The sequence below is a fragment of the candidate division KSB1 bacterium genome (genome assembly GCA_034521575.1).
In the GTDB taxonomy this organism is placed as follows: domain Bacteria; phylum Zhuqueibacterota; class Zhuqueibacteria; order Residuimicrobiales; family Krinioviventaceae; genus JAXHMJ01.
This window is the reverse complement of sequence record JAXHMJ010000005.1, coordinates 2502362-2523184: the sequence shown is the minus strand read 5'-3', so window position 1 is coordinate 2523184 and position 20823 is coordinate 2502362. Positions and strand designations below refer to the sequence as shown.

At 46.9% G+C, this 20823-nt stretch carries 20 protein-coding genes and 1 pseudogene; 3 read left to right on the top strand and 18 right to left on the bottom strand.

Annotated elements, in window-relative coordinates:
* Positions 1-65 precede the first annotated feature (65 nt).
* The 11 genes and pseudogenes from ade to U5R06_24245 all read right to left on the bottom strand — a co-directional run bounded on the left by ade (position 66) and on the right by U5R06_24245 (position 9971).
* Positions 66-1775, bottom strand: a complete 1710-nt coding sequence (ade, locus tag U5R06_24295) for an adenine deaminase (GenBank protein MDZ7725859.1) — start codon at positions 1773-1775, stop codon at positions 66-68.
* A gap of 106 nt (positions 1776-1881) precedes the next feature.
* On the bottom strand, positions 1882-2703 hold the full coding sequence (locus U5R06_24290) for a purine-nucleoside phosphorylase (protein MDZ7725858.1): 822 nt from the start codon (positions 2701-2703) through the stop codon (positions 1882-1884).
* An 86-nt stretch (positions 2704-2789) separates the two neighbouring features.
* Positions 2790-4390: pseudogene (locus U5R06_24285) on the bottom strand (nucleoside transporter C-terminal domain-containing protein).
* A 24-nt stretch (positions 4391-4414) separates the two neighbouring features.
* Complete coding sequence (locus tag U5R06_24280) at positions 4415-4975, bottom strand: thymidine kinase (GenBank protein ID MDZ7725857.1); 561 nt, start codon at positions 4973-4975, stop codon at positions 4415-4417.
* A gap of 9 nt (positions 4976-4984) precedes the next feature.
* Positions 4985-5194: a DUF2905 domain-containing protein gene (locus U5R06_24275; GenBank protein ID MDZ7725856.1), complete on the bottom strand. Its 210-nt coding sequence runs from the start codon at positions 5192-5194 to the stop codon at positions 4985-4987.
* Between the two features lie 43 nt (positions 5195-5237).
* Positions 5238-5876, bottom strand: a complete 639-nt coding sequence (gene udk, locus U5R06_24270) for a uridine kinase (protein MDZ7725855.1) — start codon at positions 5874-5876, stop codon at positions 5238-5240.
* Positions 5869-6267 carry a cytidine deaminase gene (locus U5R06_24265; protein ID MDZ7725854.1) on the bottom strand — a complete coding sequence of 133 codons (399 nt, stop codon included), beginning with the start codon at positions 6265-6267 and terminating at the stop codon, positions 5869-5871. The genes udk and U5R06_24265 overlap by 8 nt, the downstream gene beginning before the upstream one ends.
* Before the next feature lie 80 nt (positions 6268-6347).
* Complete coding sequence (locus tag U5R06_24260) at positions 6348-6818, bottom strand: single-stranded DNA-binding protein (GenBank protein ID MDZ7725853.1); 471 nt, start codon at positions 6816-6818, stop codon at positions 6348-6350.
* 94 nt (positions 6819-6912) lie between these two features.
* Positions 6913-7386: a hypothetical protein gene (locus U5R06_24255; protein ID MDZ7725852.1), complete on the bottom strand. Its 474-nt coding sequence runs from the start codon at positions 7384-7386 to the stop codon at positions 6913-6915.
* A gap of 6 nt (positions 7387-7392) precedes the next feature.
* Entirely contained in the window at positions 7393-8034 is a 642-nt protein-coding gene (locus U5R06_24250) for an L-threonylcarbamoyladenylate synthase (protein MDZ7725851.1), read from the bottom strand.
* 59 nt (positions 8035-8093) lie between these two features.
* Complete coding sequence (locus U5R06_24245) at positions 8094-9971, bottom strand: ABC transporter ATP-binding protein (GenBank protein MDZ7725850.1); 1878 nt, start codon at positions 9969-9971, stop codon at positions 8094-8096.
* A gap of 113 nt (positions 9972-10084) precedes the next feature.
* Between U5R06_24245 and U5R06_24240 the strand changes: the two genes are divergently transcribed.
* A complete protein-coding gene (locus U5R06_24240; GenBank protein ID MDZ7725849.1) occupies positions 10085-11173 on the top strand; it encodes a glycosyltransferase family 4 protein in 1089 nt (362 codons plus the stop codon).
* Positions 11170-12207 (top strand): lipopolysaccharide heptosyltransferase II, encoded by a 1038-nt coding sequence (waaF, locus tag U5R06_24235; protein ID MDZ7725848.1) that lies wholly within the window; start codon positions 11170-11172, stop codon positions 12205-12207. Before U5R06_24240 ends, waaF begins: the two co-directional genes overlap by 4 nt.
* Here the strand turns inward: waaF and U5R06_24230 are convergent.
* From U5R06_24230 to U5R06_24210, 5 genes are all read right to left on the bottom strand, one after another.
* Positions 12195-13760 carry a glycosyltransferase gene (locus U5R06_24230; protein MDZ7725847.1) on the bottom strand — a complete coding sequence of 522 codons (1566 nt, stop codon included), beginning with the start codon at positions 13758-13760 and terminating at the stop codon, positions 12195-12197. The two genes, waaF and U5R06_24230, sit on opposite strands and share 13 nt — an antisense overlap.
* Positions 13682-14263, bottom strand: coding sequence for a glycosyltransferase family 2 protein (locus U5R06_24225; protein ID MDZ7725846.1), 582 nt, complete (start codon positions 14261-14263; stop codon positions 13682-13684). The genes U5R06_24230 and U5R06_24225 overlap by 79 nt, the downstream gene beginning before the upstream one ends.
* Complete coding sequence (locus U5R06_24220; GenBank protein MDZ7725845.1) at positions 14251-14931, bottom strand: hypothetical protein; 681 nt, start codon at positions 14929-14931, stop codon at positions 14251-14253. Before U5R06_24220 ends, U5R06_24225 begins: the two co-directional genes overlap by 13 nt.
* A gap of 21 nt (positions 14932-14952) precedes the next feature.
* Positions 14953-15729 carry a sulfotransferase gene (locus U5R06_24215; GenBank protein MDZ7725844.1) on the bottom strand — a complete coding sequence of 259 codons (777 nt, stop codon included), beginning with the start codon at positions 15727-15729 and terminating at the stop codon, positions 14953-14955.
* A gap of 167 nt (positions 15730-15896) precedes the next feature.
* The gene (locus tag U5R06_24210) at positions 15897-17288 is read right to left on the bottom strand and encodes a Gfo/Idh/MocA family oxidoreductase (GenBank protein ID MDZ7725843.1); all 1392 of its coding nucleotides are present in this window, start codon (positions 17286-17288) and stop codon (positions 15897-15899) included.
* 418 nt (positions 17289-17706) lie between these two features.
* Between U5R06_24210 and U5R06_24205 the strand changes: the two genes are divergently transcribed.
* Entirely contained in the window at positions 17707-18816 is a 1110-nt protein-coding gene (locus tag U5R06_24205) for a serine hydrolase (protein MDZ7725842.1), read from the top strand.
* Between the two features lie 164 nt (positions 18817-18980).
* Here the strand turns inward: U5R06_24205 and U5R06_24200 are convergent, their stop codons facing one another.
* Both U5R06_24200 and U5R06_24195 read right to left on the bottom strand, forming a co-directional pair.
* Positions 18981-20090, bottom strand: coding sequence for a glycosyltransferase (locus U5R06_24200; protein ID MDZ7725841.1), 1110 nt, complete (start codon positions 20088-20090; stop codon positions 18981-18983).
* Positions 20072-20818 (bottom strand): glycosyltransferase family 2 protein, encoded by a 747-nt coding sequence (locus U5R06_24195; protein MDZ7725840.1) that lies wholly within the window; start codon positions 20816-20818, stop codon positions 20072-20074. Before U5R06_24195 ends, U5R06_24200 begins: the two co-directional genes overlap by 19 nt.
* Between the last annotated feature and the right edge of the window lie 5 nt (positions 20819-20823).

Genomic DNA, 20823 nt, shown 5'->3' with positions numbered 1-20823 from the left:
TGTTAAGTTTAAGCATTTTTTTGAAAAAAGTCAAGAGATATCAGAAGGATGCGGCCATTTTAACATTATTTAACAAACAGATCAACATGTTTAAACAATGATACATCAACCAATCCCTTGTCAGTAAGTTTGAGTTGGGGAATAACCGGCAGTGCAAGAAAGGACAATAACATGACCGGGTCGTCCAGTTCGCACCCCAGCGCTTTGATGGATTCTGTAATCTTGTGCATGCGTTTGCTGATCGTTTCAAGAGGTTGATGCGACATGAGTCCGGCAATCGGCAGTTCCAGAACATCAACCACCTCGCGATTACAAACAACAGCGATTCCGCCACCTATCTTGTTCAGCGTAATCACTGCTTTTTCAATATCATGTTCATCCACACCCAGCACCGCAAGGTTATGGCTGTCGTGATTGATCGTGGTGGCCACTGCCCCCTGTTTGAGTCCAAATCCCTTGACCAAACCTTTGCCGATATTACCCGTCGCCCGATGCCGCTCCAGCACATAAAAGTGCAGAATATCATGCTCGGTATCGGATTCTACTAATCCGTTGCAAGAGGAAACAGGCGTGATCAGCTCTTTTGTCACGATCTGATCGGGTATAATTTCGATCACCCTGGCTTTTTTCCCGGTTGCGGGAATTTGGAATTCTCCACCCTCGAGCCATTTAATATTAACAGAACTTCGAACCGGATTTACCTTGTAATCCGGAACCTTGTACACCGGCTTTCCTTTCGAGGCCACCAATTTGCCGTTTTTATACACCTGCTGTATCGCCATGGACTCGAAATCCTCAAAGATCACCAGGTCTGCCATCTTGCCGGGTGCAATAGCGCCCAAAAGACGTAAATTAAAATATTCAGCCGGATTCAGCGTCGCCATACGGATAGCCGTGATCGGCGGCAGTCCGAGGCGCACCGACTGTCTGATAATATAGTTGATATGCCCTTCCTTTAGAATGTCATGAGGATGTCGATCATCGGTGCAGAACATAAATCGACGTTCGTTGTTTTGATTCACAAGCGGAAGCAAAGCCTGCAAATTTTTGGCTCCGGAACCTTCTCGAATCATAATATACATGCCGCACCTTAGCTTTTCTTCAGCTTCCTCAGCGGTGGTACATTCGTGATCCGATTCGACTCCGGCTGCGATATAAGCATTCAGATCCTTGCCGCTCAATCCGGGAGCATGCCCGTCAACCCGCTTCGAACCCACGATACCCAGCTTGTCCATCACATCCTGGTCCCGATTCAACACACCCGGATAATTCATCATTTCAGCCAGCCCCAGAATCCATTTGCTCTCCAGCAACGGCAAAATATCAAACGCCCGAAGCTGAGAACCGGATGTTTCCAGATGCGTAGACGGAACACAGGAGGACAGCATAAAATACACATTCAGGGGATTGTGTTTGGCGGAATCCATCATATAGCGGATACCTTCATAGCCGAGTACATTGGCGATTTCGTGCGGGTCGGTGACCACGGTTGTGGTGCCGATAGGAAGAACAGCGCGTGTAAATTGAGGGATTTCCACCATGGAGCTTTCGATGTGGACGTGAGCGTCGATAAAACCCGGCGAGATACAAGCGCCCTGAAGATCAACCGTCTGTTTGGCCCGATATCCGGGTCCGATGCCAATGATACGGTCCTGCCAGACAGCAACATCCTGTTGGACAATACTGTTGCCGTAAACATCGATAACACGTCCGTTGGTGAACAAGAGATCAGCTTTCGTTTCTCCCCGGGCAACTTTGATTCGTTCCGTCAGCATGATATTCCCTCAAGGTCAGTTTTTATCAGATAACAGAATTTATGTCGATTTTATTCGATGGTTTTCCAAAAGCTCCAAAAAATCCCTGTTCACCGGCACTGGCTGTTCAGGGCATCAGATTCAGGGTTTCCGTGATCAGGGTCTGCAGCGTAGCGGCTGACGCTTCCGCCGTCAATTTAACCTCTTCATGCGAAAGCGGTTTTCCGGACAACCCGGTGCCCAAATTGGTGATCAGAGACAATCCCAGCAGCCGCAGCGAACGCTGTCGCGCGACAATAACCTCCGGAACCGTGGACATGGATACCGAATCACCGCCCAGCATGTGCAGAGCCTTGACCTCGGCCGCGGTTTCATAGCTGGGACCGATCACCCAGACAAACACGCCCTGCCGCAACTGCAGATTTATACGCCCTGCCGCCTGTTCCGCAATCCGGCGCAAACCGGCATCATAGGGTTCGCTCATATCCGGAAAACGCGGGCCGAGCTGATCATCGGATGGTCCGATCAAAGGATTTCGAAAGGCAAAATTAATATGATCTTTGATCAGCATAATGTCGCCGGGCTTGTAATCAGGATTTAATCCACCGCTGGCGGTTGTCAAAATCAAGTTTTTGATTCCCATACTGGCGAGCAGATGAACATAAAAAGTCACCTGGGCCAGGGAATATCCTTCGTAATGATGCACGCGACCCTGTACACAGAGGACAGGCCGTTTATTCAGAGATCCGCACACCCATCGTCCCTGATGCCCGGGAACGGTCGATACCGGATAATGAGGGATATCGGAGGCGTTCAGGATTACAGCATCATCCAGCAGATGGGCAAATCCTCCCATACCGGAGCCGAGAACAACCGCTGTTTCCGGCGGCTCTGGAATCTGTTTACGGATTATTTCAAGGGCGTCCGAAACTTTATCTTTTAACTTCATGTGACTCCTCCAGAAAGCGGACAAATGCTTTGTTTATTACAAATCACCAAACCATCAACTGGCCTGGACTTTCAGTATCGATGAAATCAAAGTACAATACCGGCAATGGTGGCGGTCATCCATGATGCAAACGCGCCTGCAAACATGGCGCGCATCGCCAGCCGGGAAAGATCAGAACGTCTTCCGGGAGCTAACGCGCTGATACCACCGATCTGAATGCCGATCGAGGAAAAATTGGCGAATCCGCACAAGGCATACGTAGCTATGGTCAGCGAGCGCGGAGACAGGTCCTGTGCGGCCACATGTTTGGCCAGCTCGGCGTATCCCACAAATTCATTCACAGCAATTTTAATCCCGAGCAAATTCCCCACGTCCATGGCATCTTTCCACGGCACACCCATTAAAAAAGCAAGGGGAGAGAACAGTGTACCAAACAACGTTTTGAGACTTCCCGGGAAAACACCATTGTATTCCTGCTTTGCGGGATTCAAAGCGCCGCCCAGCAGCCGGTGATCCACCAGCTTGTCCATCCATCCCATAGCGATATCCACCAGACCGATCAATGCAATAAATGCCAGCAGCATGGCCCCGACGTTCAAGGCAAGTTTCAGGCCGTCAGTCACCCCTGGGAGGCGGCATCCAATAAATTATCGGCACGTCCGACATCCGGCACTTGCACATCTCCGGCGGTCTCGGATTGCTCGGTCTCGGGCATCCAGATTTTGGCCATTACCAAGGCTGCAGGAGCGGACAATACACTGGCGGCAATGAGATGTTGAGGATCAATCCCCATACGAATATAGCCGCCCAAGACGCTCCCCGCAATGGTTGCAAATCCACCGGTCATAATAGCATGCAGCTCGGATTTTGTCATGTTTTCCAGAAAAGGTTTGATCAGCAGAGGGGCTTCGGTTTGTCCGACAAATATATTAGACGTACAGGACAGGGTTTCCGCACCTGAGGTTCCCAGGGTCCAGCGCATAAAATGCGCCATCACATTGATCACTCGCTGAATGATTCCCAAATAATACAAAATGGACATGCAGGCGGAAAAAAAGATGATAACCGGAAGAACAGAGAATGCAAACTGATATCCAAATCCGGGCCAGGTATCGGTCCCGGAAAAATGTTCCTGTTTTGCCAGATTCCCAAACAAAAACGTACTCCCCAGATCCGCCAGTTTTAAAAAGCGATCCACACCGTCGGCAAGTTTGTCAAAAATCATATAGCCGTATACACCGCGGCTCATAAGCAAACCAAGACCGGTGAACATCAATACAGCAAACAGATAACGAACCCATCCCGGTTTTTTCATCAGTATGGCCACAACCCAGGCAAACAGGCTGAGATAAAAGACAACAGAGGTGATGCCTACAGGATAGAGCCAATAAGAAAGTCCGGCGACCGCCACGGCGATCAGCGCAGCAGTTAGGCCGGGTATCAGACTGTCCGTCCATTTGGGTTTTGCCAAAAGTTTGTCCGAGAATAAATAAAACAGAAGCAGGATGCCAAACACACCCATCCCCGCCCAGGACAAAAATGTTTCACTGAGAATAATGAATGCAAACAGAATCTGCAGCCCCATACCCCACAGGATAATCCGTAACTTGACCGCCTTGCGGTTTGTGGAAAACGCATAAGCGATCAATACAAAAGCCAACAAGCCTAAAATACCAATAAACCGCATACCGGTCCTCCGAAACAGGGATAGTTATTTTTCCACGATATGGCAAAAACGACAGCGGGCCTCGTAAATATTCGAGGCCCCGACAATAACACGCTGAGAATCATGAGTCAATCGCTGGGTCCGATCCGCCGGATTGCCGCATTTCATACAAATGGCCAGAGTTTTCGTAATAAACTCTGCCACTGCCAGCAGTTGAGGAACCGGATCAAAGGGTTTTCCGGTGTAATCCTGATCCAGTCCCGCCACGATGACTCGTTTGCCCTTATTGGCCAGTTCCTGACACACATCCACAAGGTCCATATCAAAAAACTGCGCTTCATCGATTCCGATAACCTGAGCATTCCCGACATTCTCCCGAATATCCTGAGCGCCGGTGACGGAAATAGATTCAATTCGTTGCTCACTGTGAGATACAATATGATTATTGGAATATCGATTATCAATCTCGGGTTTAAAAATAGCGGTATTGAGTTTCGCAATCTCTGCCCGCCGTAATCGACGAATCAACTCTTCGGATTTACCGCTGAACATGGGACCGCAAATCATCTCGATCCAGCCCATATCATTAGGTACGACACTTATCATAAAAAACCTTTATTTAAACAATTTGAATAAAAGGGTTAACAGAATTGAAAGCAAAAGACCTGTTACAATTGGGAAATAAACAGTGGTATGTTTTCCGCGCCACACAATATCACCGGGCAGCCTGCCCGGCTGAATTCCAAGTTTCTGCAGCAATACCACCAGAATGCCGATCCCAATCAACGCGACCCCGGACAGGATTAACCATTTTCCGATATTCATTCAGTTCCTCGAACGCCTTCCTTTCGCAGCTGATATCAGCATTCTATGCCTTGTTATCCATACATACCGGGTTCATCAATTCCAAAATACGCTCACGATCGGCCAGCATATCCCCCTGTCCCTTTACAACCACATCAGCATGATCCCGGCAGGGCTGTACATATTCTAAAAACATCGGACGTACACTTTTACAATACTGCTGAATGACCGAATCGACAGTCCGGCCCCGCTCAACAATGTCCCGCTGCAACCGTCGTATAAAACACAAATCAAGAGGAGTATCGACATACACTTTTATATCACACAAATCGCGAATGGATGAAACGGAAAGAACCAATATACCATCCAGTATTATAATGTCTTTGGGTTCGACATAGCGGGTTTCGGATAATCGGTTATGGTGCGCAAAATCATAGAGAGGTTGATAGACAGGCTCGCCATTTTTCAGCGCATAGAGATGAGTTCCAAGCAATTCAAAATCTACGGCCTCGGGTTGATCAAAATTCAAAGCCTGACGCTCCTGCTCCGGCACCTCGGACAAATCTTTATAATAATGATCCTGGGATAGTATGATCACATTATGCTCAGGAAAGGCGGAACTTAAAACACGTGCAAAAAAGCTTTTTCCCGAACCAGAGCTCCCGGCGATCCCGATAATCTTTATAGATTGCTCATTATTCATCGGACAAAAACCCTCCGTCGAACGCAAGCGGCAGCAGGTCTTTGATGGTTTCTGTATTAACCTCACCATTGAGCGATGCGATATGCACAAAAAGGTTGGGGGCATAATCATTTAAAAGCTGTCTGCAGGCGCCGCAGGGCGGTGCGCCGTTGCTGCCGGGCGCGACTATAGCGATGGCTGAAAATTTTGTCTCCCCCTCTGACAGCGCCTTGAACAAGGCCACACGCTCTGCACAAATCGTTAATCCATAGGAGCTGGATTCAATATTACAACCGGTATATACATGACCGGTTTGCGTCAACAAAGCAGCTCCAACCGAAAACCCGGAGTAAGGCGCCAATTCCGGCTTTCTGGCCTGAATGGCCAGCTCTATCAATCGATGAGTATCCATAGTCAGCCTTGAAAAAATCCAAAACCTGAACAAAAGTCCAGGTTTTGGATTAAAGCATTTAACGGGAGAATCTCTAACCGCTAAAACGGGAGATCATCTTCCATCTTTTCCTGTGCTTCCGGAACATCAGGTTCCGGAGGCGGTGCCTGCTGGGAGTCCTGGACGGAATTTGAATTATTGGATGAATAGTTGCCGCCACTTCCTCCGGAGCTTTCCAGCATTTGAATCTGATCCGCCTGTACTTCTGTCGTATAACGTTTATTACCGTTTTGATCATCCCATGAACGAGTCTGAAGACGACCTTCCACATAAACGCGGCTGCCTTTCTTGGCCATATTGGCGATTGCTTCTGCTATTTTACGCCAAACCACAACCCGGTTCCATTCGGTGTTGTCAACATAATTCCCGTCTCTGTCTTTGTAGGACGTGTTGGTGGCGATGGATAAATTTAAAACAGCAGCTCCACTTGCGGTATACTTGAGTTCCGGATCCTGTCCCAATCTTCCGATCAGAATAACCTTGTTTACTGTTCCCTTGCTGTCGAAAGCCATAATAGCCCCCATAAGATATGGTGAATAGTTAAATGATTTAAAGAGTCGCGACTCTTATAAACTAAAATTTTTTTAAAAAGAAACAAGCTTTTTTTTAATCAGATCGTTGTTTTAGGAGAATTGGCGTGATTCGGGCAACCTCCTGTTCAATCCGATCCACGGCTTGTTTATATTCCTGGATTGATCCCCCGTAAGGATCTTGAATGATATGCTTGCGGGCATAGGGTTCCGGTCTGCCATAGTGCCCCAGCAGGTCCAGTTTCTTTTCAATTCCCGGAAATTGATTCATCAGGTATTTTAAATGCTCCGGCGCCATACCGAGAACAAGATCGGCCGCTTCAACCAGTTCATCCGTGACCCCCTTTGAACGGTGCTGAAAAAGTCCGATTTCCTTTTCTGCAAACAGGGTAATCAAGGCATCAGGGGCAGGCTGTCCTTCAATCCCGAGCGTACCGGCTGAATCTACTTTAACCTTATCACCTGCACTCCGGGGCAAATGATTTTGTAAAAGGGCTTTTGCCGCCGGGCTGCGGCAGATATTTCCGGAACAAATAAATAAAATATTCAAAATAATTTAAACGGTTTCTAGTACGGTATTGATTTCAAGACTCGAAATGGCGCCTTCCCTCACAATTCGGGCCGGTGTTTTGGTAATATCAACCAGTGTTGAAGGAGTGGTTTCAAAAGTCTTTCCGCCGTCGATGATCAAATCGATTTCTGATTGAAACACTTTTTTAACCTGCTGCGCCGTAGTTGCCGCCGGTTCACCGCTTCGATTGGCGCTGGTGGATACCAGGGGAAAGCCTGTTTCTTTGATTAACTCCTGGCAGATCAGTGAATCAGGAATGCGAATGGCAACCGTCTTTGAACGCCCAAACGCAAATTCACGAATACGGGAGGAAGATTCGAAAATCAGGGTCAAAGGACCCGGCCAAAAATTATTGATCAGACGCTCTGCAGATTCAGGGATGGTTTCCACCATATCACTGATCTGCATAATGTCCCCGGCTATCAGAATCAACGCTTTTCGACGGTCTCTTTGCTTCAGTTTATAGATGCGCTCCACCGCATGGCTGTTATAGGCATTACACCCCAGGCCATAAACCGTTTCAGTAGGATAACCAATCACACCACCATTAATTAATACCTGGGCGGCGCGCTCAATTTTACCATGTTCGGGAGTTTTTTGATTTATTTTTATGATTGGACAACCCATCTCGTTTAAACCATAGTTATACAATAATATAGAACATAGAATGAAAATTTGCAAACAATTTATGAGCCGGGTTCATTATTGAATTGCATTTCATAGAGATTTTGATAAACAGGACTTTGTTTGAGCAGTTCCTCGTGCTTGCCCATCGCGACAATTCGCCCCTGATCCATGACCACAATCTTGTCTGCATGTATTACCGTTGACAACCGATGCGCAATCGCCAGAACCGTTCTGTTTTTCATTAGATTATCAATAGCCGATTGAACCAGTTTTTCAGACTGGGTGTCCAAAGCCGAGGTGGCTTCGTCCAAAATCATAATAGGCGTGTTCTTCATAATGGCGCGCGCGATAGAAAGTCTTTGCCGCTGGCCTCCGGAAAGATTCGATCCCCGCTCGCCGATCACGGTATCCAGTCGATGTTCAAGGTCCTTGATAAATTCCCACGCGTTGGCATGCTTGGCGGCGGCGATAATATCTTTATCAGTATAGGAATTGACCCCATAACCGATATTCATGCGTACGGTATCATTGAACAAAACAGTCTCTTGCGATACCATACCAATCTTGTCGCGCAAAGAGTTGAGTGTATATTCTTTAACATTAATCCCGTCCACAAGTATCTCGCCGAATTCGATTTCGTAAAAACGCGGGATCAAATCAACCAGAGTAGATTTTCCGGCGCCGCTGTGTCCAACAAACGCCACCATTTCACCTTTGTTGATTGTTAAATGAATATCCCGGAGCACAGTGTGTCCCGGTTCATAGGCAAATGTCACATGTTTCAATTCGATGGACTGCTTAAACCGATTCAGGCGTTTGGCTTTGGGTTTATCGTAAACTTCTTTTGGCGAGTCAATGAGTTCGAAAATCCGTTCCGCGGCTGCCATGCCTGTCTGCAGTTTATTATTCAATCCGGAAAATTCACGTAGCGGCTGAAAGAGCGCAAACATCATGACAAGATAGCGCAGAAAGCTTTCCGCAGACAATCCGGTGCCCGCATAAACCTGATTACCGCCATACCACAGCAGCACAACAAAAATTCCGACACCCAGCGTCTCATTAAGAGGACTGGTCAGAAAATTTAATCGCTTGGCCCGAAATTCTTTTTTAAAATATTTATGATTCGCGGATTCAAAGCGTCCCTGCTCTTTTGATTCAGAAGTGAATGCCTTGACGATTCGAACCGCCGATACGGATTCCTGAAAAGCGGACATGACCACGGAAATCTGCCGAAACACTCTGCGGCTCTTTCGTCTCAGGCTCTGACCGATTTTTACAATAATAAAGGCACTGACCGGAACAATCAGGATCGAGATAAGCGTAAGGCGCCAACTGATCATAAACAGCAGAACGATATTTACAATCAGCTGAATGGGATGATTGATCAGTTTGATAAAACTGTCTTTCAGCACCTGCTGCAGTGCATTCACGTCATTAAAGGCAACCGAGGTGTATTTTCCGGTATGCCGCGTTCCCAGAAAAAGCAACGGCAATCGCATCAGGGTTTCATGAATTTGCTGCCGCAACCTAATCACAATGTTCAGCTGAATATAAAAAATAGTTATCCGTCTGAGATAAGCAGATAAATTTTTGACAAAAAACGCCATAAATATCACAAAACAGATATTGATCAGCGTTCGTTCCCGGTCCGGCGCCACCAGCACGGATTTTATCCAATCGTTTATTCGCTTTTCCAGATCACCTTTCTCGGATTTGAAAACATTATCAGTGACATTTTCTGTTAAACCGGTTTCATCGCTGCTTTTGGGTTCGACGGATTCAACCTTTGTCGGATTAAAGAGCTCTTTTATAAAGGATGCGGATATCCAGTAGGAAGCGTAATTGGATGTCACATAAACCAGGGTCAGCAGCAGGGCAAGCAGCATGTGCTTCCAATAAGGGAAAAGATAAGAGAATACTCTTTTATAAAGGTTCATTTCATGCTCAATCAGGTCTTTTAGTGAGAAAAAACCTTTGTGTTCATTGCAAAAGTTTTTAATTTAGTCGTAAATTTAAGCATAAAAATGGATTAAAGGCAAAATAATTCTTTATGAATTTATTATTTTTGACATATCAAGGCGGTGGGGCGGGTTCCACTTATTCCATCCATTATCTGGCTTCCGGCCTTGCGGAGCGCGGTCACAAGGTCTATGTAGGCTGTCCCAAAGAATCTCTTTTATATCGACTCGTCAGTCAGTCCCGGGCCACGGCCATTGGTATGAGGTTCCGCAGCAAAACGGACAGAAGCAATATTCGACATATCCGCAATATCGTCAAATCCAGACACATTCAATTGATCAACGCCCAGTCCGGCAAGGACCGCTACACCTCAATACTCGCCAACTGGCTTTATGCCCTACATTGTCCGGTTGTTCACACCAGACGCCAGATACCTGCCAGTTCGGGTATTTTTCTACAAAACTGGTTTTACACGCATGGCACCCGGCAAATTGTAGCCGTAAGCTACGGTGTCCGGGATGCGCTGGTAGAGCTTGGCATTCCTCCATCCCACATAACCGTAATCCATAACGGGACACCGCCGGAAAAATACAAACTTGAACATTGCGAACGAATTAACGAATTAAAAACGGTTTTTAATATTCAACCCGACACCACCATACTGGGGTGTGTTTCCCGAAAAAAGCAGCAGGAGCAGCTGCTGCAGGCGCTGAAACACTTGAACCGTCCGGTAACCTTATTCCTGATCGGAGTCACGGAACGGCCGGAATATAAACAAATCACAAATCAATACACGCTACCACATACGATTCATTATTTGGGTCATATTGAACAAAAAGATGCACTGTATTACTATAAATTGTTTGACATAAAAATTCTTCCGTCTGTGACAGAAGGGGTTTCCCAGGCGATCCTGGAGGCCATGGCATTAAATGTGCCGGTTATTGCGACCCGTGCTGCGGGAAATATCGATATCATTCAGGATGGCGTCAACGGTCTTTTTTTTGAAGCGGGTGACTGCGAAGGGTTGGCGCGCACTATTGAGAAACTTTTGCACGACAAGAAATTGTATAAAAAATTGAGCCGAAACGGTTGTTACACGGCCACTGAGACCTTTTCCATTCAGGAAACAATCCGTAAATACGAACAATTTTTTGAAAACCTGATAAAAACCCCATGACAACCTATAAACGCATTCTCATTGTCCAGACTGCCTTTCTGGGCGACCTGGTTTTAACCACCCCGTTGATCCGGGCCGTGCGACAGCTGTTCCCGAACAGCCGCATAGACGCGCTGGTCATTCCGCAAACCCGTGATATTGTCAGGCACAATCCGCATTTATCGAATATTTACACTTTTGACAAACGCGAAAACAAAAAACAGGCGTTTACCGAGACTGTGAGTAAGCTCAAAAAGGTAAAGTATGATCTGGCGATTTCTCCGCATCGGTCTTTGACCAGCATGCGAATACTTTTAAAAAGCGCTATTCCCCGCCGTATCGGTTTTCGTGCCGGACTGCCGAGCCTTCTGCTGACCGACCGTGTCCGATACCGACAGGATATATCAGAAATCAAACGCAATCTATCTCTGCTCACTCCATTGCATCAACATTGGTTTGACATCCAAACCGAAATCTTAATTGATCCTCAATCACGAACGGCAGCTAAAGACCGACTGGCTGCAGTTCCAGATCAGCATTACCGCATTGCCGTGGCTCCGGGATCGGTATGGCCGACCAAGCGCTGGCCTGAAGAACATTTTGTCAGCCTGCTCTCCGGGCTCGCCGGCGAGCCGGTCACATTCGTCATGATCGGCAGTGCGAACGAAAAAGACCTGTGTCAACGGGTCATTGACACATCAAACTGCAAAAACGCCATCAACACAGCCGGGTCCACCTCGCTGCTGCAGGCTGCGGCGCTCATACAGCTCTGCAATCTGTTTGTGGGAAATGACAGTGGATCTCTGCACATCGCCAATGCCGTGCAAACCGATGTGATCGCATTTTTCGGCCCTACGCACCGGTCTCTGGGATTTTATCCGTTCCGTTCCAAAGATAAAGTATTCGAAACAGACCTGGTCTGCCGTCCCTGCAGTCGACACGGATCCCAACGCTGCCCCCTCGGACATTTTAAATGTATGAAAACTCTTTATCCTGAGCCGGTTGGAACTGAAATTATCAAAAGGATCAGACCGGCGCAGACTCAGAGGATCTGAACTTTGTGGATTATATCTGACAGAATTTCAGCTCGTTTTGCCCACATGAATTGTTTCGCATACTCGTACACATGCCGCCGCATGCTCTCCAAATGTTCTCTGTCCTCCAACAGAGCACGGATACGTTCAGCAAGCTGCTCTGAATTTCCGGGATCGAAAAACACACCCGTTTCGTTTTCAACAATTAAATCCCGTGTGGTCGGCAAATCCGAGGCGACAACCGGAATGGAATAGCTGTAATAATCAAAAAGCTTCAAGGGGGAGGTAAGATAGCGATTGAAAAATGTCGGCATAAGCGGCAACACACCGATAGCCGTTTGTCTCATCCAGGCGCCCAACTGCTGCTTCCCCACCCAACCCGTTATCTTGACACCGCTCAGTGGTATATATCGACTGACGCGTTCCCTGAATTGTTGGACCTCTTTCTCCGTTTTACCTCCCACGAACAACACGGGCGGACACGGCTTTAATTGCGCCAGGGCGTTCAAAAAGATTTCAACGCCTTTATGCGGTTCCCAGGATCCCAGGTAGGTCACATACTTTCCTGAATCAACCGGTTCATACCGGTGAATCAGTCCGGTTCGAGCCAGAAAAAACCGCTGTTGTGGAAAATATCGTCTATACCAGTCGAGTTGCGGGGACTGTAGTCCGATCACACCGGAAATACGCGGTATATACTCCCGCTCCAGCGTCTGCTGGCGGGACTTGCCTGGATCGATATCATCGCGCACGGAAAGATCAGCATAGAAATCATGCGTTTCATATAAAAGAGGAATTTTATATTTTTCCTGAATTGGAAACAGGACCGGCAGAAGCGTCTCGCGGCGAGTGATCATCGCACTGACAAGCCCCTGGTTTGCCAGCTCACAGATATGGCGTTTGTAATTTTGGTAGAGCAACTTTTTTGTGAGCGATGACAAGACCGTACGAATCGATATAATATGCAATCCGTCCGGGACCTGCATATTAAAATCCTGTTGGCAAATCCGGTCAACCGGCTCGCGACTTCCTGCCTGGACAAATAAATAACATGAATCCAGAACACGAGCCAGTGCCGCGGCATTATAGATAACGAATGTCGAGCTGGGAGAAGGGGATGGCCAGCTTCCAGAGTGCACATAAGCGGCAGCATGCGCGGCGCGCTTCCTGAGCGCGGCAGCAGGATTCGGCTGATCCGGGTGTTTACCAAGTTGTTTCTTGATCTTTTTTCGGTATGTTTTAATTCCCGGGCAGATTCGTTCAATGTATTCGTTCATCAATCGATGACGCGCGCGTTTGATATCAGACGCGGTGTTGGAATCAAAATAATCATGATAAATTACCGTCTCGGGCCAGTATATTACAGCTTCCACGCCAAAAGCCTGTGCTAATTTAAAAGATAATTCCTGACCTTCGTGACCAAAAAGGAGCGGATTCATCCCTCCCATCTTGATGTACAAGTGACGGCGAAAAGCAGAGTTGCCCTCAGTGTTGATCATAAACGGTATGGCGACATCTCCCGGATCATAGTGCCGAATACGCCGGTGATGCCCTTTAAGCTGCTTGGGCAGCACCTTTCCCGCAAAGCGGCAATCCGGTATCGGCTAAATGCACAGATAATGGAAGCGATATAACCTGAACCGGCCCTCGCGTCGTCATCCAGAAAAGCAACATAGGTTCCCCGGGCGTAACAAACACCGATATTTCGGCCTTCGGAGAGAATCATGTTCATGGGACACTGGATATGAAGCAGCGGCCTCCGGTCCAGTTCTTCCCTCACTCTATCGTTTTGTCCGTTATTGACCACAATAATCTCAAAACGTGGATCGCTTTGACGGGACAGAGAGTCGAGACACTCAATCAGCAGTTCATTTGTGGCATAGGCCACTATAACCACGGAAACCAGAACAGTACACGGTTGACGGTTATCCGTTCTGGAAAAGGCATCGACATCGATATTCTTTTGATAGAATGCCAATAACTGTTCCGCTTTTTCAAAATTTGCGGCACGAAACTCTTCCTGAGCCTTTTGAAACGCTTTTAAAGCTTCATGGTTGGTCGCCTTTATCGGGTCCATTTTTGAATCATCCTTTTGAACACCGAACTCTGATCTGGAGTAAAACCGGTTTTTGTTTCACCGGTCACATTCCGGTGAATATTGATAAAATGCTCATCAATGTGCGGGAATTTAATTTTCAAAAAGTCGAAAATGGATTGTACGCCCTGTCTGAAATTTAAATCCTCCATATCAAACACACGCACCTTGTGGGGAAAGAGTTTTTCAAGATAAGCGGTTTGTCCGTAATACAAATCATAATAATCCGACATTGCAGTGTATTTATCCCGATCAAGAAATTTTGGATATTTTTCATCCCACAAGCGGTGTTCATGATCTGTATTTGGATAGGAAAAATGGTTTCGTCCCGTGGTTTTTCTGTCATAGCTTTGCAACGTCGCTTCTTTATCCCGACGGAGACCGATAAATTTTATATTTTTGTAGCGTTCCATGAACAGATAAACATAGGGAAGATTGTAAAAGGAGACATCACCGACTATATTCTCCTCTCTCTGCTCCAGATAGGCGCAAATTCTTTCAAAATATTTCGTATTGGCAAGCCAGGTGGCCTGAATGGGAAAACGTTCATGATCAATATGCGTATCAGGAACCTGATTTAAAAGTCCCACCAGAGATTGTGTTCCGCATCGTCCTGTGCCCAGGCCAATGATCACTTTTTTATTTTTCATATCTACTCTACCCGTTAAAAATCAGGATTGCAAATAGCCGAGCCGTTCCAGCAATTCTTTGGCCGGCACGTATCCCAGCACATCCTTTACCCGCTCGCGATGTTTTTCCTGTTTCCATTTCCCGATTGATTTTTGAAAAAGCTGTTCAACCTTTTCATAATAGGCGCGGGATTGTTTGACCTGCGTATGTTTATACCAATTTAAAATCTCCTCGGTTACAGGAATATTTAAAAATTGACAAATTTTATTGACTGTCGATTCGAATTCGAGAATCAAATTTTCATAATAAAGGGTTAATACACTTGGATGTTCATCATACTCCAATCCGGCGGAAACATCCCGAACCCATCGTTCGGGACTCACCCAGTATCGCTCCGGCTCACTGGGATGTTGCGACAGGACGACATCCCTGGCATCGCGAATGATATGAATAAATTTAAACCGTCCGCCAAAATACCGGTCGATCTTGTCAAGGTAGAGCACATTCCTGGGTGTCTTTTCACACCAAAATCTGCACGAAGACGGGATTCGGTTGAATAAAATGTACCGATACAACCTGTCAATTCGTCCGGGAACAATATGGCCGTCATCGGATTCTACAGCGCGATTAAACATCCCCAGCTCTTCAGGAATGGTAAACAGAGCGGGATGAGCGGAAACAATCGAGAGCAGAATCGTGGTTCCGGATCTGCCGCATCCACCGATCAGCAAAGGGGGATAGTCAAAATGTCTGGTTTCTTTTCGTGCACCCCAATAATTGACAGCAGGCACAAATAGCCGTTTTACCGTTGTAAGCATTTATGGCACCCTGAAGGTTATACAGTGATTTAATCAAATCGAAGCAATACCACTCGCAAATGGGGCAATCAACCCTTTGGAACGACACGAGTTTTTAATATATTCAAAAAAGCAGGAAAAATCAAGTTAACAGTGCAGCGACAAAAGCCGCTGCACTGTTGAATAAATTACAAGCGTTTCTCACGCGGCTGCAGGTCAGTCAATTCAGCGATTCGCACCGCTTCCCCGGATTCAATACTTTTTCTTGCCGCAATACCGATAAGAATAGACATGGCCCCATCCCGACTTCCAGCGGCGTGACCCAGCGGATCCGGAGCATTGGGGTCTAAAAAGATTCGGTCCTGCATTCGCTTATCGCCGCCTCCGTGTCCGCCGCGCGAATGCGGAACTTTGATGACATTATGCTTTTGCCAGTTGTTATGAACAATAATCGGTTCATATTGTTCTGCGGCCGAGGCTCCCTGATCCATTTCTGCAGCATGCATTTCAGCTTGATCCACCGAAGCTCCGCTGATCCAGGGAATATCCAGCCATGCTTCGAGTCTGCCATCAAATCCGTTAAAGGCCGTCCTCCACCCTTCAAAAGGTGAGTAGGTTGTCAACGAATAATTGACAATAACGCCGTTTGCATACTTTATCTGCGCGCTCATTTTATCATAGATATTGATCTCATGTCTGAACAGACAGTTGTCGCGGATATATCCGTCATATTTTTCATTGGCGACATAAAGATTCATATAATGCTCATTTTCAGTAATATCCCAGAAAAATTTACATTTTTCTTTGTGAGGACAAGTCCGGCATTTATCACCCCGGAAGGAATGGTTGCTGCCGTAATGCTCCAGGTCGCCGTAAGCAAAAACCTCCACAGGCTCGGAATCAATCCACCAGTTCAACAGGTCAAAATGATGTGTAGCCTTGTGCACCCACAATGTACCGCTGTATTCCCGCTGTCCGTGCCAGCGTCTGAAATATGAAGCGCCGTGATACGTATTCAGATACCAGTGAAAATCAACGGTCCGGACATTACCGATCGACTGTTTGTGCAGTAAATCTTTGATTTTTGTCATATACGGAGCCCAGCGGTAATTAAATCCGACAATAAGCTCTTTCCCGCTGCGTCTTTCGGCATCCAGTATCTCTTGACATTTCCGTTCGTCTGTGGTCATGGGTTTTTCCGTCAGGACATCCAGACCCAGGTCCAGACTTTTGACAATATATTGATGGTGTGTTGCATCAACTGTGGTCACAATAACCATATCCGGATTGGTTTCCCGGATCATCGTGTCAAAATCCGTGTAAACCGAACAGTCAATTCCCATAAAAGACCGGGCAAACTTTAAACGCCCCGGATTGATATCACATAATCCGACAAACTCGACCAGGTCAGAGTATTGCTGCACAATATTTCTGCCCCAAAAGCCTGTTCCCCGCACCCCGGTGCCTACCAGCACTATACGTTTTTTACGCGACGAACCATGCACCGGAGATGATAGCATTACGCTCCCCGCAGCAGCCCCGGCTGTGGTTAAAAAATCGCGCCTTGAAAATGTTTTCATTTTGCTCTCCTCTTTTCCTTGATACATAATTTTGAACCGCTTTAAGCTATTGTAAAAATAACAGTTTTATTTTAAAGAACAAATGATTTTTTTCTTTAGGAATTTAGCCATATCGTGGACAAGCCTGTTTCACAAGGTGTAAAAAATTGTCACACCCAGGAAAACCAAAAGCGCACTTTATCTATTTATTTTCAACAACTTAATAGCCCTATTATAATCATTGCAGAGCGAAGGACTGACTTTAATGCAAAATATTTGTAGAATATTTTGCAATTGTTTAAAAATCCTGTTATATTCCGCTTGTAATTTTTTCTACTCTACAGCGTCCTTTCAACTGATCGACCCGCAGCACTGTACCGGGGATTCATTTATTACTCCGTGTTGATACCGGTACACTTGGTAATATGGAGAACATGTCATGCAACCACTTTCAGTCTTTTTCAAAACACTTACTCTCTTCCTGCTCGTTCTAATATATTCCACATCCATTCACGCCCAGGTGTTTCCAGGCAATGATTGGGAGACTAAAGACCCTGCCGAATTGGGGCTGGACGCAGCCAAGCTGCAAAATGCCATATCGTATCTTGCGGAACATGCAGGCAGTGACAGCAGTAAAGAACTGGTCATCGTTAAAAACGGTTATCTACTCTGGAAAGGTGAGAACGCAGATCATGTTCATAGTGTCTGGTCGGTGGCCAAAACGTTTACCAGCACGATACTGGGATTACTGATTCAGGACGGCAAATGCACCCTGGAAACACACGCAAGCGAATACGTCACATCCCTCGATGCCTACTATGCCCAAGTCACGCTGGAGCATTTTGCCAACATGACATCCGGCTACCGTGCCATTGGAGACGACCCTCAGGGCGGTTACAAACACGGACCCAGCATGATGCCCTTTTCTCCGGACCCCTATCCTCTGTTTGATCCCGGCACTCATTTTGCATACTGGGATTCAGCAATGAATCAATTTGCCAATGTATTAAAACATATTTCCGACACCTCTCTGGATCAGCTTTTCGCCGATCGAATTGCACAACCCATTGGTATTGCAGATGAGAACTGGAAATGGGGAAAACTGCCGGCAGACGACGGGGATGTGGTCTGCGGTGCCGGCAATCATGAACAGCTAAAAATTTCCAGCCTGGACCTTGCCCGGTTCGGTCTGTTGTTTTTAAACAACGGAAACTGGAGCGGTGAGCAGCTCGTTGATGAATCCTGGGTTTCACAGGCCACTCAGGTACAGGTTCCCGCCGATATGCCGTTGTCAGGGTACATGGAAAAAGGTCCCGGCACCTATGGTTACAATTGGTGGATCAACGGAACCGGCCCGGATGGCAATAAAAAATGGCCGGACGCGCCTTTGGATACCTATGCCGCTTCAGGTTTTAATAACAATGATCTGTTTGTCATTCCCAGCTGGAACATGGTAATTGTTCGGCTGGGGCTGGACGAGAACGAGAGTAAAATTACCGATGACATTTACAATACATTTCTCGGTATGATCGGAAAAGCGGCCAGTTAAAACGCTTTCCTCTGACTGTACGTTTCATAAAACTGTACCAGTTGCGCTGAATCAAACTCTGTTTCATGCAGAATCAGCTGATATCGCAGTCTTTGAGAGCAATATTAAAATCAATGATTCGATAGTCCCTACACCTCGGAACAAGAATGATTTGTATAGAATCTTTAATAATCGCCAGAGTCAAGTACCTCTCGATAAACTTCCGCCGTCTTCCCGGCCATATGGCGCCAATCAAAACGGGAGGCATGCTTTTTCCCCTGCCGGGCAATTTTTTCACACAGCGGCTTGTTGTTTAGCAGTTTCAACAGAGCTTCCGCCAATTCAAACGGCTGACGCGGTCTGACAAGAAGACCGGACCTGTGATGCTGAATGAGTTCCGGGATACCGCCTGCTCGCGTTGCCACAACCGGAAGACCGGCGGCCTGGGCATCCAGTATTGAGGTTCCCAGACCTTCTGTTTTGGAGGCGAGCACAAACAGATCAAAAGCCTTTAGAAACGAGCCGACATCGGTTTGATGTCCCATAAATTTAAACTGTGTTCCCAAATCAAGATCCCGGGCAAGGAGTTCCAGTTTGGTTTTTTCCGGCCCGTCTCCCAGGGCCAGAAAGGTAATATCCCGACGCTGATCCAGCACAAGTCTGGCTGCGTGCATTAGATTGGGATAATCTTTATGATCGGCCAGCGCTGCAATGGTCCCGATCACGAAATGATGTTGCGGTATATCCAGTTCAGCGCGCCTGACCGGGACAGAATCGGCAAACTTTTGCAGGTCCACACCACTGTACACGGTGGTGAGGCGATCGGGCGGCACACCGTCACGTATCAAAATTCGTTCAATGGCTTTTGAAACACAGATAATTCGATCGACTCTGGGATTTTTGTATTTCCATGCCCCGATGACCTTTTTGCGCACGGAAAAATCAACACGCCGGGCGGCAATCAAACGCGGTTTGTGGTAGAAAAAACGCGACCCCTGGCATAAAGCCAGGGAATGCGCGCAATGGGCATGCAGAACATTGATACCGTAAAAGCGTGAAAGCAACGCAATGGTTCGCATAGAACGGACATCAAATTCCCCGCGCAACAATGCGTTATAGCAGGGGATACTGTATTCACGGCAAATATCGTTGAGCCCGGACTGGACCGGACAAAGCATATACTGTAAATATCCGCGTTCAGAGAGACCTTTTAAAAGATAGGCAATCTGTTGTTGGCCGCCCCGCCACTCACGTCCGGCGTCAACATGTAGTAGTTTCAGCGGTTCATTTTCCATAATTTAATATATTTTAAATAAACTCCGAACGCAGAATTTTTTGCCAAAACAAAGCCCGCCGCACCGTCCAAAAAACCTGCCTTTAGTAAATACATTTTCAGAAACTTGCCTGTTCCATGCAGAACAGCTGCAGCAGGTGAACTGTTTCGCCCTTTTTTTGCCAGTTCCTGGGCGCCCAGCTCAGAGTAACGGTTCATTTTATCAATATGAGTAGAAATATCCGGATAAGGGTAATGATATAGCGGAGCTTTTAATAATCCAGCAGGCCCCTGCAGATGAATCGATTCGTGAACGGACTTTAGGTCGAATCTGCCGCAGGATTTCCTTAACAGACGAAGCGGACGATCATGTTCCCAGCCGCTGTGACGGATAAATGATCCCAGATAACGGGAACAGCGCTGAATTTTGTATCCGTTCAAAGAGGCCGGATCATTGATCACATCTTTGATTTGCTGACGCAGTGCATCACTGACCTCTTCGTCTGCATCAATGGACAACACCCATTCGGTCCCGGCCTGTTCAAGTGCAAATTGCTTGGTGGCGCCAAATCCGCGCCAGTCAATATTGTAAATCCGGCAGTTAAAGCCCCTGCAGATATCCAGCGTTGCATCGCCGGATCCGGAATCCACAACCACAATATCATCCGCCCAGTTCAGAGACTCCAGGCAGCGGCCGATATTGACCTCTTCATTTAGTGTGATAATTGTAGCAGTAACCGCCCCGTTCATGGTAT

Coding starts and splice junctions, on each gene's coding strand:
- ade (MDZ7725859.1), bottom strand. CDS start 1,775: ATGCTGACGGAACGAATCAAAGTTGCCCGGGGAGAAACGAAAGCTGAT.
- U5R06_24290 (MDZ7725858.1), bottom strand. CDS start 2,703: ATGAAGTTAAAAGATAAAGTTTCGGACGCCCTTGAAATAATCCGTAAA.
- U5R06_24280 (MDZ7725857.1), bottom strand. CDS start 4,975: ATGATAAGTGTCGTACCTAATGATATGGGCTGGATCGAGATGATTTGC.
- U5R06_24275 (MDZ7725856.1), bottom strand. CDS start 5,194: ATGAATATCGGAAAATGGTTAATCCTGTCCGGGGTCGCGTTGATTGGG.
- udk (MDZ7725855.1), bottom strand. CDS start 5,876: ATGAATAATGAGCAATCTATAAAGATTATCGGGATCGCCGGGAGCTCT.
- U5R06_24265 (MDZ7725854.1), bottom strand. CDS start 6,267: ATGGATACTCATCGATTGATAGAGCTGGCCATTCAGGCCAGAAAGCCG.
- U5R06_24260 (MDZ7725853.1), bottom strand. CDS start 6,818: ATGGCTTTCGACAGCAAGGGAACAGTAAACAAGGTTATTCTGATCGGA.
- U5R06_24250 (MDZ7725851.1), bottom strand. CDS start 8,034: ATGGGTTGTCCAATCATAAAAATAAATCAAAAAACTCCCGAACATGGT.
- U5R06_24245 (MDZ7725850.1), bottom strand. CDS start 9,971: ATGAACCTTTATAAAAGAGTATTCTCTTATCTTTTCCCTTATTGGAAG.
- U5R06_24240 (MDZ7725849.1), top strand. CDS start 10,085: ATGAATTTATTATTTTTGACATATCAAGGCGGTGGGGCGGGTTCCACT.
- waaF (MDZ7725848.1), top strand. CDS start 11,170: ATGACAACCTATAAACGCATTCTCATTGTCCAGACTGCCTTTCTGGGC.
- U5R06_24225 (MDZ7725846.1), bottom strand. CDS start 14,263: ATGGACCCGATAAAGGCGACCAACCATGAAGCTTTAAAAGCGTTTCAA.
- U5R06_24220 (MDZ7725845.1), bottom strand. CDS start 14,931: ATGAAAAATAAAAAAGTGATCATTGGCCTGGGCACAGGACGATGCGGA.
- U5R06_24215 (MDZ7725844.1), bottom strand. CDS start 15,729: ATGCTTACAACGGTAAAACGGCTATTTGTGCCTGCTGTCAATTATTGG.
- U5R06_24210 (MDZ7725843.1), bottom strand. CDS start 17,288: ATGAAAACATTTTCAAGGCGCGATTTTTTAACCACAGCCGGGGCTGCT.
- U5R06_24205 (MDZ7725842.1), top strand. CDS start 17,707: ATGCAACCACTTTCAGTCTTTTTCAAAACACTTACTCTCTTCCTGCTC.
- U5R06_24200 (MDZ7725841.1), bottom strand. CDS start 20,090: ATGGAAAATGAACCGCTGAAACTACTACATGTTGACGCCGGACGTGAG.
- U5R06_24195 (MDZ7725840.1), bottom strand. CDS start 20,818: ATGAACGGGGCGGTTACTGCTACAATTATCACACTAAATGAAGAGGTC.